14 protein-coding genes and 2 pseudogenes are annotated in these 12,604 nt (G+C 57.1%); 9 read left to right on the forward strand and 7 right to left on the reverse strand.

The features are described from left to right. Nucleotides 1–382: 382 nt before the first annotated feature. The 3 genes from ACIOVD_RS15195 to ACIOVD_RS15205 form a co-directional block, all read right to left on the reverse strand. Nucleotides 383–1,381, reverse strand: coding sequence for an NADP-dependent oxidoreductase (locus tag ACIOVD_RS15195; protein ID WP_401128743.1), 999 nt, complete (start codon nucleotides 1,379–1,381; stop codon nucleotides 383–385). 73 nt (nucleotides 1,382–1,454) lie between these two features. Beyond that, nucleotides 1,455–2,243 (reverse strand): SDR family NAD(P)-dependent oxidoreductase, encoded by a 789-nt coding sequence (locus ACIOVD_RS15200; protein WP_401128746.1) that lies wholly within the window; start codon nucleotides 2,241–2,243, stop codon nucleotides 1,455–1,457. A gap of 53 nt (nucleotides 2,244–2,296) precedes the next feature. Further along, nucleotides 2,297–3,397 carry an alkene reductase gene (locus tag ACIOVD_RS15205; RefSeq protein ID WP_401128749.1) on the reverse strand — a complete coding sequence of 367 codons (1,101 nt, stop codon included), beginning with the start codon at nucleotides 3,395–3,397 and terminating at the stop codon, nucleotides 2,297–2,299. 149 nt (nucleotides 3,398–3,546) lie between these two features. Between ACIOVD_RS15205 and ACIOVD_RS15210 the strand changes: the two genes are divergently transcribed. Continuing rightward, complete coding sequence (locus ACIOVD_RS15210; RefSeq protein ID WP_177440653.1) at nucleotides 3,547–4,134, forward strand: TetR family transcriptional regulator; 588 nt, start codon at nucleotides 3,547–3,549, stop codon at nucleotides 4,132–4,134. A 44-nt stretch (nucleotides 4,135–4,178) separates the two neighbouring features. Here the strand turns inward: ACIOVD_RS15210 and ACIOVD_RS15215 are convergent, their stop codons facing one another. Then, nucleotides 4,179–5,219, reverse strand: a complete 1,041-nt coding sequence (locus ACIOVD_RS15215) for a zinc-dependent alcohol dehydrogenase family protein (protein WP_401128752.1) — start codon at nucleotides 5,217–5,219, stop codon at nucleotides 4,179–4,181. Nucleotides 5,220–5,452: 233 nt separating this feature from the next. Between ACIOVD_RS15215 and ACIOVD_RS15220 the strand changes: the two genes are divergently transcribed. The 6 genes from ACIOVD_RS15220 (at nucleotide 5,453) to tnpB (ending at nucleotide 7,516) form a co-directional block, all read left to right on the forward strand. Then, nucleotides 5,453–5,935, forward strand: coding sequence for an Lrp/AsnC family transcriptional regulator (locus tag ACIOVD_RS15220; protein ID WP_095168889.1), 483 nt, complete (start codon nucleotides 5,453–5,455; stop codon nucleotides 5,933–5,935). Nucleotides 5,936–6,046: 111 nt separating this feature from the next. After that, nucleotides 6,047–6,589 (forward strand): hypothetical protein, encoded by a 543-nt coding sequence (locus ACIOVD_RS15225; RefSeq protein ID WP_401128755.1) that lies wholly within the window; start codon nucleotides 6,047–6,049, stop codon nucleotides 6,587–6,589. Next, nucleotides 6,582–6,806 (forward strand): GGDEF domain-containing protein, encoded by a 225-nt coding sequence (locus ACIOVD_RS15230; protein WP_401128758.1) that lies wholly within the window; start codon nucleotides 6,582–6,584, stop codon nucleotides 6,804–6,806. The genes ACIOVD_RS15225 and ACIOVD_RS15230 overlap by 8 nt, the downstream gene beginning before the upstream one ends. 105 nt (nucleotides 6,807–6,911) lie before the next feature. Next, nucleotides 6,912–7,106, forward strand: coding sequence for a transposase (locus ACIOVD_RS15235; protein WP_401128760.1), 195 nt, complete (start codon nucleotides 6,912–6,914; stop codon nucleotides 7,104–7,106). 24 nt (nucleotides 7,107–7,130) lie between these two features. After that, entirely contained in the window at nucleotides 7,131–7,286 is a 156-nt protein-coding gene (locus ACIOVD_RS15240) for a hypothetical protein (protein ID WP_401128763.1), read from the forward strand. Continuing rightward, nucleotides 7,283–7,516 (forward strand): IS66 family insertion sequence element accessory protein TnpB, encoded by a 234-nt coding sequence (tnpB, locus tag ACIOVD_RS15245; protein WP_401128766.1) that lies wholly within the window; start codon nucleotides 7,283–7,285, stop codon nucleotides 7,514–7,516. The genes ACIOVD_RS15240 and tnpB overlap by 4 nt, the downstream gene beginning before the upstream one ends. Here tnpB and ACIOVD_RS15250 read toward each other — a convergent pair. Both ACIOVD_RS15250 and ACIOVD_RS15255 read right to left on the reverse strand, forming a co-directional pair. Beyond that, complete coding sequence (locus ACIOVD_RS15250; RefSeq protein ID WP_401128769.1) at nucleotides 7,491–8,591, reverse strand: RHS repeat-associated core domain-containing protein; 1,101 nt, start codon at nucleotides 8,589–8,591, stop codon at nucleotides 7,491–7,493. The genes tnpB and ACIOVD_RS15250 overlap by 26 nt on opposite strands. Before the next feature lie 513 nt (nucleotides 8,592–9,104). Beyond that, the gene (locus ACIOVD_RS15255) at nucleotides 9,105–9,965 is read right to left on the reverse strand and encodes an intradiol ring-cleavage dioxygenase (RefSeq protein ID WP_401128772.1); all 861 of its coding nucleotides are present in this window, start codon (nucleotides 9,963–9,965) and stop codon (nucleotides 9,105–9,107) included. A gap of 204 nt (nucleotides 9,966–10,169) precedes the next feature. Between ACIOVD_RS15255 and ACIOVD_RS15260 the strand changes: the two are divergent. Beyond that, a pseudogene (locus tag ACIOVD_RS15260) lies at nucleotides 10,170–10,343 on the forward strand (LysR family transcriptional regulator); the annotation flags it as partial. Nucleotides 10,344–10,451: 108 nt separating this feature from the next. After that, a pseudogene (locus ACIOVD_RS15265) lies at nucleotides 10,452–11,062 on the forward strand (transferase). Between the two features lie 125 nt (nucleotides 11,063–11,187). On the opposite strand, the gene ACIOVD_RS15270 reads toward ACIOVD_RS15265, so the two are convergent. Continuing rightward, a complete protein-coding gene (locus ACIOVD_RS15270) occupies nucleotides 11,188–12,414 on the reverse strand; it encodes a multidrug effflux MFS transporter (protein ID WP_401128775.1) in 1,227 nt (408 codons plus the stop codon). Nucleotides 12,415–12,604: the final 190 nt, after the last annotated feature.

Below are 12,604 nucleotides of genomic sequence, written 5' to 3' on the forward strand. Positions count from 1 at the left end.
GCAAGAGCCTTTTGCTTACTTTTGGGCTCCTCCAAAAGTGAGCCGCTGTAAAAGCGGAACCATAGGAGGCCGTTACCGCAAAAATGGATATGTACGCGGTCTAATCCAACACCCCAGAGGCCCAGAGCTCAAGACCCAAGCAGGTCTCTCTCTCCACAGATGGAAAGTCGCACCACAGTTGTGAAGATACCTACGCTAGTGTCAGGAAAGCCCAAGTCTTGAGGGGCATCCTACTGCTCAAGCATCAAGCGGCGCCAAACGATTACAGGCGGTTCAACGGGCTGCTGCTTGCGCAACTCTGGCGGCGTCACCACGGGCGATGACGGTTGAAGCGGCAAAGGCTGCGCAGTGTCTGCGGTCGATTCATCGCTAGGCACCTTGTTCATTTGAGGATAACTACCACCTTACCCTTGGCGCGTCCCAGCTCGACGTACTGCAAGGCCTCGGCCGTGGATTCAAAGTCGAAACAGCGGTCAACCACAGGCTTGATGATTCCGGCCTCAACCAGCTCGGTAATGTGTTGCAGTTGGGCGCCATTGGCCCGCATGAACACGAACCCGTAACTGACGTTCTGCTTGCGTGCCTTGCGCCGAATACCCAGGCTCAGCAGGCGCATGATTTGTTGCAGTGGCCAGGACAACCCTTGCTCCTGAGCGAACTGCGCAGTGGGTGGCCCGGAGATGGAAATGAGTTGGCCACCGGGCTTGAGGACCTTGAGTGATTTCTCCAGTACGTCGGCGCCGAGGCTGTTCAACACCAGGTCATAGTCGTGCAAGACACTTTCGAAGTTCTGCTGGCTGTAGTCGATCACCACATCGGCCCCCAGCGCCTTCACCCATTCGACATTGCTGGTGCTGGTGGTGGTCGCGACAAAGGCGCCGAGGTGTTTGGCCAGTTGGATGGCGAGGCTGCCGACACCGCCGGAGCCAGCGTGGATCAGCACTTTCTGGCCCTTTTTCAATTGCGCGGTTTCCACCAGCACCTGCCAGGCCGTCAGCGCGACCAAGGGGATGGACGCAGCCTGTGCCATGTTGGTATTGGCAGGTTTCAGGGCGATCGCGTTTTGGTTAACCGCGATCAATTGAGCGAACGTCCCGATCCGCGCTTCGGGCGGGCGAGCATAGACTTGGTCTCCCGGTTTGAAACGCGTCACTTGCGAGCCAACCTCCACCACCACGCCCGCCAGGTCATTGCCCAATATCAGCGGTAATGCATAGGGCAGGATCAGTTTGAATTCGCCTTTGCGGATCTTCGAGTCCAGCACGTTGACGCTGCTGGCGTGCACCTCGATCAACACATCCTCGGCGCCCACCGTGGGGGCGGGCGCTTCGCCAATGCGCCCGGTGTGCTTGCCATAGCGATCAATTAAAAATGCCTTCATCGTTGTGTGGCTCTTGTCGATTGCAATAAGGGTGGGCGCAGGGTTTGCGGCGTTGCCGTTCGCTACAAAACAATCACGCCGGGTTTTGGTAGCGCTGGGCAACCGCAGACTGGCGGATCTGCTGCAGCAGGCCCTGGCGTGCGGTCTGCAGGCCATCCCAGCGCTCAGCTTCCTGCAGCGGCGGGATAGTCACCGGCTCACGCCGATCAAAACCGACCAGTGCGGCATCCACCAGGTCGCCGACTTCCATGATTTCATTCAAGGTGTTGATGTCGACGCCGGAACGATCCCAGATCTCCGTGCGGGTAGCGGCCGGCAACACGGCCTGCACATAGACGCCCCGAGGCGAAAGTTCCAGGCTCAGGCCCTGGGAGAGGAACAGCGCAAACGCCTTGGTCGCACCGTAGACCGTCATGCCGAACTCTGGCGCAAGGCCCACCACCGAACCGATGTTGATGATTGCACCATCGCCGGTCTTGGCCAGGCGCGGGGCGATGGCGCTGGCGAGTCGCACCAGGGCCGTGGTGTTGAGGGCGACCAGTTGCGCAATGCTCTCGGTGCTTTGCTCGATGAACTGGCCGGACAGCGCCGCGCCGGCATTATTGACGAGGATGCCGATACGGGCGTCGTCGCGCAGTCGGGACTCCACGGTTGTCAGGTCGCCGAGTTGGGTCAAGTCCGCTGGAATGACATCGATGGCGACCTGGTGTGTGCTGCGCAACCGGGCTGCCAGTGCATCCATGCGAGCCTGGTCGCGGGCGACCAATACCAGGTCGTGGCCGCGTTCGGCGAAACGTTCGGCGTAGACGGCGCCAATGCCGGTGGAGGCGCCGGTGATAAGAACAGTAGGACGAGTGCTCATGGGGTCATATCTCTTGCAGGATGGGTGATGACAGCAAGCGCGATCACTGATGCTCAGCTTGCGCTGGCGCTAGATTCAGCCAATGTCGGGTAGTCGATGTAGCCCGCCGAGCCGCCGCCATAGAGGGTTGCGGGATTGAAGGCGGACAATGGCGCGCCACTGCGCAGGCGTTCCACCAGGTCCGGATTGCCAATGAACGGGCGCCCGAACGCGATCAGATCGGCCTGGTCTGCGGCGACTTGCGAAGTCGCCAGGTCCAGGTCATAACCATTGTTGGCGATGTAGGTGTCTTTGAAACGCCGGCGCAGGGCGCCGAAATCGAAGGGCGCCACATCACGCGGGCCACCGGTCGCGCCTTCGACCACATGCAGGTACACCACGCCGAGGGCGGCGAGTTGATCGACGACGTAATCGAATTGCGCCTGCGGATCGCTGCTGGAAACGCCATTGGCTGGCGACACCGGCGACAAGCGCACGCCAGTACGATCCCTGCCGATTTCATCGACGACGGCGGCCGTCACCTCGAGCAACAGGCGCGCACGATTTTCGATCGAACCGCCGTAGGTATCGGTGCGCACGTTGGCGCTGTCCTTGAGGAACTGATCCAGCAGATAGCCGTTGGCGCCGTGAATCTCTACGCCATCGAACCCGGCGGCTACAGCGTTTGCCGCGGCCTGGCGAAAGTCGGCGACGATCCCCGGTAGTTCGTTGATGTCCAGTGCGCGCGGCTCGCTGACGTCTTCAAAGCGGTTGTTGACGAATACTTTTGTCGCGGCGCGCACTGCCGAAGGGGCCACGGGGGCGGCGCCGTTTTCCTGTAGGTCAACGTGCGACACGCGGCCGACATGCCAAAGTTGCAGGAAGATTTTTCCGCCCTTGGCGTGGACGGCAGTGGTCACTTCACGCCAGCCCTCTATTTGCGCCTGCGTGTAGATCCCGGGGGTGTCCTGATAGCCCTGGCCTTGCTGGGAGATCTGCGTCGCTTCGCTGATCAGCAGGCCTGCGCTCGCGCGCTGGCTGTAATAGGTGGCCGCGAACTGGCTTGGCACCAAGCCTGCGCCTGCGCGGTTGCGGGTCAGTGGCGCGAGGACGATACGGTTCGACAGCGTAAGGGTGCCGAGGGTGTAGGGGGTGAACAGATTCTGGTCGCTCATCTGGTATGTCTTCCGTGCCCGTTGATGGAGGTCGGTGGTGTGTGCAATTAGGATGATGATCGAAATCTAAACTGTCAATGGTTTTGATTATGACCAACATCTATGTATCATTGCGGGCATGACTTCCCAATGCACATGAGGTATTGCACGTGAGAGTGACCAAGGCCCAGGCGCAGGCCAATCGGGAGCACATCGTTGAAACGGCCTCCGAGCTGTTTCGTCAACGCGGCTTCGACGGCGTCGGTGTGGCAGATCTCATGGCGGCCGCCGGCTTCACCCACGGCGGGTTCTACAAGCATTTCGCTTCGAAAGCCGACCTGATGGCCGAAGCCTCGGCCTGCAGCCTTTCCAAATCCCTGGCGGCTGCTGAAACGCTCGATGTTGCGGGCTTCATCGACGTCTATGTGACCCGCGAACATCGCGATGGACGCGGCACGGGTTGCACCATGGCGGCGTTGTGTGGCGACGCGGCGCGTCAAACGGATGATTTGAAAGCGACGTTTGCCGAAGGGATCGAGCACACCCTGCAGACACTGGGGGAGAAATACCCGACGAGGCCGGATGCCGCTGCGGATGAGGGGAGAAAGAAGATGATCGACCTGCTGTCCCGTGCGGTCGGTGCGATTGTTTTGTCGCGTGCCTGCCCGGATGACTCCGCCCTGGCGGATGAGATCCTGGAGGTGTGCCGCGCGCAAATGTTTGCTTCGTTGTCGCTCAATGAGGTGGAGACAGAGTAGGGGAAAGCCGCGCTCTGCAGCGCGGCTTCGGCTGGCGTCGCGGGTTAAAACTCGGTTATGACGGTTACACCAGCCGTCTCGAACCGATCCATATTGGTCAACGCGTCGATAGACTGCTCCAGGCTGATGGTTTTACCCACGAGTTTTTCAGGCGCCAGCTTGCCTGAGGTGATCATCTCGAGCATGGCGTCATAACGATGCGCTTGCATGCCGTGGCTGCCGTAGATCTCCAGTTCGTGCGCAATCACCTTGCTCATGGGGACCGCCGGCGTGGCGTGATCAGCGAGCATCAGCCCCACCTGGACGTGTTTGCCGCGACGGCGCAGGTTGTTGATGGAGTTGAAGCAGGTGGTGGGGTGACCCAAGGCGTCCAGCGAGACGTGGGCACCACCCTGGGTGATTTCCAGCACGGCTTCGGTGACGTCCGCGACGCACTGGGCATTGAGGGTGGCGACAGCGCCTAGCGCGCGTGCCAGTTCGAGTTTTTCCTCGCAAATATCGATGGCGATCACGTTCGCGCCGATGGCGTGGGCGATCATCACCGCAGACAGGCCGACTCCTCCGCAACCATGAACCGCTACCCACTGGCCGGCGCTGACTTTGCCTTGGTCAACGACTGCACGGAACGAGGTGGCGAAGCGACAACCCAGGCTTGCGGCGGTAGCGAATTCCATGCTCTCAGGCAATGAGACCAGGTTCAGATCGGCCTGATGGATGCCGACGTACTCGGCAAAAGAACCCCAATGAGTGAAGCCAGGTTGGAACTGCTTGTGGCACACCTGCTGATTGCCGCTGTTGCACTCTGCGCAAGCACCACACCCGCCCACGAACGGCACGGTCACACGGTCGCCGACCTTCCATCGCGTGACGTCTTTTCCCACCTCGGCCACGATGCCCGCGAGCTCATGACCCGGCACATGCGGCAGTTCAATGTCGGGGTCATGACCTTTCCAGCCATGCCAGTCGCTGCGGCATACACCTGTGCCAAGAACCTGGATAACCACACCATGCCGTTCCGGAGACGGATCTGCCACGTTCATCAGGCGCGGCGGCTTGGAAAACGCTTCGTAGACGACTGCTTTCATTCAAATTCCCTATGTTGGGTTGGGCGATGCGACAGATGCGGACTCAACCGGCTACCCGTGCTGAGTCATTCGGCCTGGTGTTGTTTTTCACCCTCGACGCGCTTCGAAGCATCACGAACCAGGCATCTCCATTATGAATAAACGCCTTGAAATTACCCTTCAAGTTGCAATTGACGGAGTGCAAGATCTGAAATTAACCTTCATTTATCGATCTGAATATGAGGAGTTATTTCATGCTTGAGCAACTTGATAAGGCGGACCTTGCAATATCAGAACGTCTGCAGCGAGACGGTAAGCTGTCGAATGTCAAGCTGGCCGAGCAACTCTCCCTCAGCGAAGCGTCCTGTTGGCGCAAGCAGAGGCGGCTTGAAGAGTGCGGCGTTATCGAGGGATACCAAGCCATACTCAGCCGCAAGAAACTAGGGCTAGGCCTTACCGCTTTTGTGCAGATCTCGTGCACTGATCACAGCGAAGAAGCCACCGCATTGTTTGAAAAGATTATCCAGTCGGCCCCACAGGTATTGAGTTGTCACAACACCACGGGCGAGGCGGACTTTCTACTTGAGGTGGTTGCACGGGACTTGGATAGCTACAGCCGCTTTGTCGAAAAAGTCCTGAGGAAGCTCCCTGGCGTTTCAAGTATTCGCTCAAACCTTTCCCTGCGTGAAATGAAGACCACCAATCGACTGCCCGTCACCGAACTCTTGAGCATCTGAATGCTGGTAGAACAGGCGCTCTGACGCTGATGATCGATGTGCTCGACAAACTGACCGGCTACTCAACTAGACTCGATCAGAGCTGCTCCTGATATCGCCTGGTGAGACTTCATGATTGCCCATACCCCCACGCTTTTTGCCTGTGTCGCCTTAGTAGCTACGATCATGGCGTTTTGTCTGATATTGGTCGGCCAGTTCAACCAGCGTGACGGCTTGCTGACCATTGGCTTTGGTTTGCTAGCACATGCCCTGGCTTACGTTGGATACACCTTTTACGGCCATGCCCCGTTGTGGTTGACCTACGGGGCGGCGAACACATTGCTGGCGGTAGCCCTGGCTTTCTACGGGGCCAGTGTATTTCGGATCGTCGAGTTGCCCGTCGCCTGGTGGCGGATCTTCGCGCCGGCGGCATTGATGTTGGTATTGATGGCGAGTCTGATCGACACCCTGGAGCCGCGAATGCTCGCCGCCACGCTGGTGTTGATGGTGCAGTGCGGCCTGATCATCTACTGGACGCGCCGCTACGTCCCCGCTCAAGGGCGTGCGCGCATGCTGTTGATCATCGGCTCGAGTATCAGCCTGATTGGTTTGGGCATGCGGGTGCCCCGAAAACGCTGTGGCGGTTCTGGGCGAGTTGCGCGCTTCGGTGGCTGAGTCACCGGCGCGGTTCGGTGAGGCAACCATCTCATTGCGCATCAGTGTGGGGGTGTGCTGCGTGGTGCCAAATGAAGATGACAGCATGGCAAGCCTGCTTGAGCGTGCGGATGCAGCGCTTTATCAAGCCAAGGGGCAGGGGCGTAATACCTTGTGTTTGGCACCGTCGAATGTGCATCCCAGTAAAACCAACCGCGTTCATATCATTGAGCATTGACCGCCAGCACAAGCTGATACTCAGTAACCGTCCAATCAGCACCCTTTCCTGACCGTTCTCCAAATTAGCCAAGATAGTGGACACCATTTTTTAGTGGACACTATCTTGGATATAGCTCCCGCTCGTCGCCCCGGTCGCCGCTCGAACTTCCCAACCGTATTCAAACGCAAGGTCGTCGAAGCTTCATATCAATCCGGCACTTCAGTGTCGATGATCGCTCGCGAGCACGACGTCAATGCCAACATGGTTTTTCGCTGGCGGCAGCAATACCAGGACGGCGCATTCGGCCCGGTCAGCTAGAGCGCAACATTCTTGCCAGTCGAGGTGATCAAAGCACCCATCGACTTGCCGTCCGCAGCGCCGCTGCCGCAAGAATCCCATTCCGAGATCCTTATAGAAGTCGGAAAAGCCAAGCTGCGCATCACCGGCACACCTGACCCGCAGACCTTGCACCTCACCTTGCAGCAGTTGCTGCGATGATTTCACCTCCCGCTGGAACCCGTATCTGGATCGCCGCCGGCGTCACCGACATGCGCCGTGGCTTCGACGGATTGGCAGCATTGGTACAAACTCAGCTAGAAGCCGATCCCTTCTGCGGCCAGATCTTTGCCTTTCGCGGACGACGCGGTGGGGTGTTGGGCGGACGCTTACAATGGACCTTTGATAGAGTTCATTTGGCGATGGTTATAGTTGACTTCGCCGTTCGTTAAACCAGTACGCGCGGCGGGCATCCGTTTGTGTTCGGATAACTTCAGAGTGGAAGTTCAGTTGTGTTGTTATTTGGAGGTTTTTTTCAAATTCAATATCAATTTTTGGCATTGAAAAATTATTGTAAAGACTCTGCAATTGTTGTCCCGGTGTTTTTTGGTAGGCTAGTTCCTGTAGGTTTGGTGTTGCTCTCATAAAGCTGTAATTGTTCCTCCCGGAAATTGCGGTTTGGATATTTATGAAGTCTCCATCACTGCTTGCATATTTATAATATAGTTCTTTGTCCTGATCGTTGTGTGATGTTGTTTTCGTATACCATTCCTCTCCGTTGTTGTTTAGCTTTGTGTATTTAGGTGTTGTTACTGTTCTCCATTGTTCTCCGTCGCGTTCCATTGTTACCCATTGTTTTTTTGTGGTGTGGGTTGTGGTTTTTTTTACTGTTTCAAATATGGTGTCAGGGCCGTTTTTGTAGGCTGGAGATACCTTGAGTATACGCTTTGCGGGACTCGTCGACATTAAAGCTCCGGCCAAACGTTTACCTGGGAATCGTCCGCTGGAATCGTATTTGTTAATTGGGTCGCCCAAGCAATACGCATACGAATTTGTCCCTCCCTTCCCAAATGGACTCAAACTGTCCGGGCTGTTAAATCGCATCAACACCGGATTAAACGCCCTATACCCATTCCCCAATAAATAATGCCCAGTCACCGCGTCCGGCCGTTCGCCGTTAAAGCCCAGCAGGCTGGTCAATCCGCTTTCGGCCTGGTGATGGCCGTAAGGCGAGTAGGCGATGGGGTGTTGCTGTTGATCGGCTGTGACGGCATGCAGCACTGAGCGTTGCAGGTCAGTCGCCAGCAACGTGCTTTTAACGGAACCGCCCTGGTTCTTGTGTTGCGCCAGCAGGAGGTCGCTATTCTGAAAGACACTGAATCCAATCGCCCCCTGTATTTCAGTGGCCAGGCGGCTTTTGCAGTAAAAACGCTGGTGAGCGGGGGCTTCCGGTTGAAGCTGGCTGATCAGGCGATCCAGAGGGTCGTAGCTGTAGCGGCAACGCAGAATGGGTTGTGTGGATTCCATGGCGGTCGCTCCAGATTCTCAAAGGGAGGGCGATTGAGTATCGGTCGGTCGGCCGCAGTTGGGTACTAGCAGAACTGATAGGTTCAGTGGTCTTTGCGACGGCTGGGCAGTCCGGAGCGCCGCAATCCCTGTGGGAGCGAGCTTGCTCGCGATAGCGGTGGGTCAGCCACCAAGTATGTTTGCTGTGCTGATGTCATCGCGAGCAAGCTCACTCCCACAGGGGGCTCCGCTGTTTTGAAATTTAGCCTTTTTCTGAAGCCGCACAGGCTTGCTCAACACCCTCAATTTCCGTCTTGGCAAAAGTTGGAAAGCTTCTTGCGGTAGCTGCCCCGAGCCTGCTTCAGGCGTCAAAAGTTTGCTTTAAAGGAACGGGGAAAACCGGTGGATCGCTCTCAGTTAACCCTGCAGCGCTTCCATGGAATCAAACTCCGAATACAACACCACATCGCAGGCATAATCGATCTTGCTATGGCCTGCACACTGCAAGCCTGGTAGACAAGAAATGTATGTGCGCTAAGCGTTGTGCAGGATGAAGTCAAAATCCAGGGTGTAATAAAGCGAGTCGATCGAGTTCCCGTACGGATCGATTCCACTCTCATGGCGAACCCAGTCTGCAATCAGGGACGAACGGACACCGAATACCGCATCCGAATCCAGATAGTCGCCACCCTCTCGGAACACGTGGGTGACTAGACGCTGATATCCAGGGGCAGTGATCATGAAGTGCAGGTGGGCAGGGCGCCATGGATGCCGATTTAACGCCTCCAGCATCTTGCCAACCGGGCCATCATGTGGAATGGGGTAGCACTCAGGGACGATCGTGCGGAAGTGGTAATGCCCATTGGCGTCGGCCTGGATAATCGCCCGTCCGTGGTAGTCCCCCATATCTGGCTTCTGAACGTCGTAGAAGCCGGCGGCGTCGGCTTGCCAGACTTCGATGGTCGCATGTGGGATGGGGGTGCCATCTTTGGCCGTGACGGTGCCCTTCACAAACCAGGGCGAGCCTGGAAGCCCACCACTTATGTCTTCGCCCAAGTCGTAACGAGGGGCGTTGGCGACATGGAAGGGGCCGAAAACCGTGGCTTCAGTGCAGCCTTCCGGCTTCTTGTGATTCTGGGCGATAACCAACGTCGACAGGCCCAGCGTATCCGACAGGAGGATGAATTCCTGTCGTTTTTCGGTCGTGATATGACCGATTGCGGTCAGAAACTCGATACCCTTTTCCCATTCCTCCTCGGTCAAATTAGTCTCCCGCGCAAATGCGTGGAGGTGCTGAACGAGTGAAGTTACGATCTCATGCAGGCGCTGATTCTCGGTCCCGGCATTTCGAGTGAGGACAGCTTGTGTGATCGTCTGCTCATCTAGGTTTCGCATGGAGATGCCTCCTTTTTTATTTGAGTCAGGAGAGACCTGAGGTGACCTACTCCCTAGGGAACATCAGCTGTTGGCTGGCAGATGCCTGTTGCCGAAACTATAGCGATACGCTAAAGCCACAGACGGTGGAATAAAATACTAAAAATGAAAGTCTTTCTTTCACCACAGAAATAATCTTCCCCTTTTTTGTATGGATGCCTAAGGATGGATCGATTTACTGAGCTCGAGCTTTTCGTATACACGGCTGAACTGGGAACGCTGAGTCGCGCGGCTGAAAAGCTGGAAATTTCCAATGCCGCTGCCAGTCGTCACCTCGCCGCGCTCGAAACACGGCTCGGAGTTCGACTGGTGGAGCGGAGTACGCGCCGTTTATCACTGACCAACTCAGGGCATGATTTTTATGCCAAATGCGATGATTTTGGTGGTTACAAAGCCAGTTGTCAGCAGCCTGGATACCAGAACCTTACCTGTACCGGAAGAATTTCTATGAAGCTACTTGAGATCAGTACGTTTATTGCTCGTTGGCCCTTGCTGGGCTTGGTACCCCCGCCGCCTGGATGGTGTCTCAAGACTGCGAAAACCAGGTTTTGGCCTTGCTGGCAGGCCTTGGCGCGGGTTATCGACGCCATGGAAACTGTGCCATCCACGAGAGTGCCGTTGTCGAGCAAGGGGCGGTGCTGAAAGGCGCGATCATCATCGGCGAAGGATCATTTGTAGCGGCGGGCGCTTACCTACGTGGAGGCGTTTACCTCGGCAGCAATTGCATTGTTGGCCCAAGCTGCGAAATGAAAAGCAGCTTCATGCTTGGTGGAAGCAAGTTGGCACATTTCAACTTTGTCGGCGACTCGTTGATTGGCGAGGGTGTAAATATTGAAGCAGGTGCAATCATTGCCAATTACCGTAACGAATTGGAGGGTGCGGATATCAAAATCCGCCATGAAGGCAATGTGATCGAGACAGGAGTGAATAAATTCGGTGCCTTAGTCGGAGACGGCTGCAAAATTGGGGCAAATGCAGTCATCGCTCCCGGCGCACTAATACGGCCAAACACCCACGTGCCACGTCTGGGGTTGATTGACCAGTTCGCCTACGACTAAGCAGCGCCAACTTTAGAGCTGCCCATGCTCGCTATCGTGAATGCTGCAGCGCCGGCGCCTTACTCGAAGCGAGTGGAGCTTAACGCTTAATGGTCGCCTTCGCTAAGGCCTCAGCAACTTCGCGGTTATTTCGCGAGACTGCCCCGTAGAAGGAACAGCGCAAGCGCGATCAGGCAGGCGGTCGTCTGCACACCGCCCAGTGCCGTGACCGGCGCAAATGTTAATACCGATACCAGCCAGGTAGTCAGTGCAGCCGCCCCCATGGAACAAAAGCCCAGCAGGGCGGAAGCCATCCCGGCTTCCTTGCCGAAAGGACCCATGGTGATGGCTGTGCCCAGTGGATTGGCCAGGCCCATGCCCCAAAGAAACGTGACCATTGAAAGGGCATACCACCCAAGGCTCGGATCGGACGGGCCTGCGAGGAGTAGCCCTGCGCCTGTCACGGCACAGGCAATACCGAGTGTGGTAATGAGTCTCGGGCCGTAACGGTGCGCCAGGCGCGGTGCCGCCATGCCAGCAGCAAACACAACGAATACCGTGCAGGCGAAGTACAGGCCTGTCTGCAACGACGTCAGGCCGATCCCTTTCATCAAAATAGCGGGGGCGGCGGCGAACGACGCGAACAGTCCGCTCATCAGCAGGCTCATCGAAAGGGCTGGCAGGATGAAGCGCTTGTCCAGCGTCAACCGCCAATAGGCTTGCATTACGCTCTTGGCTGAATGCGGCGAGCGTCGGTCGGCTGGGTGGGTTTCACCAAGGCCGCGAACGTAGCAAAAGGCGAGCGCTATGGCCGCTAGCCCTACCAGGATAAAAATTGCCCGCCATCCAAGCGTGACCGACAGCACGCTCCCAGCCAGGGGGGAAAAACCTGGCGCTGCGGCGGTGGCAATCATGGTCAGCGACAAGGCACGAGCGAGCGCCTCTCCCTCAAACAGATCCCGCGCAATTGCGCGCGACAACACAGAGGCGGAGCACACGCCCAATGCCTGGATCACGCGCCCTGCAATTAGCGTATCGAGCGTGGTGGCGAGGCCTCCAATGACGGTGCCCACCACGAAGATCGCGAGTCCACCCAGCACCAGCTTCTTGCGCCCGTAGCGGTCAGCCAGTGGCCCGACCACCAACTGACCCAGGGCGAAGGCGATGAAAAAGCTGGACAGCGTCAGGCCAAGCTCGCGAGCGTCTACCCCCAAGTCTTCACCGATGACGGGGAACGCCGGCAGGATGATGTTCGTGGACAGCATGCTGATAGCCGCTAATCCTGCAAGCAACGCCACAACTCTCCCGGTCAGTGGCTGGCTCAAGGGTCGAGATTGCTCGCTGATAACCGCCAATGTGCCTTTAGCCTCCATGCGTCACCTCCGCTGCCGGCTGTATAAAAACAACGTGGGTAGCGTCGCCTTGGAGGCCAACCTGTCGATAGGCAAAGGATGTAGTTTTGACATCGGCCACCTGGCTTGAAGAGTGGGCAAAAGTTGTCGTCATGGATTTGAATCCGTTGGCTTCTTTATTTTCAAGGGCTTTCAGGTTCAAGTACGCGGC

Source organism: Pseudomonas sp. NPDC087626 (assembly GCF_044743405.1).
Taxonomy (GTDB): domain Bacteria; phylum Pseudomonadota; class Gammaproteobacteria; order Pseudomonadales; family Pseudomonadaceae; genus Aquipseudomonas.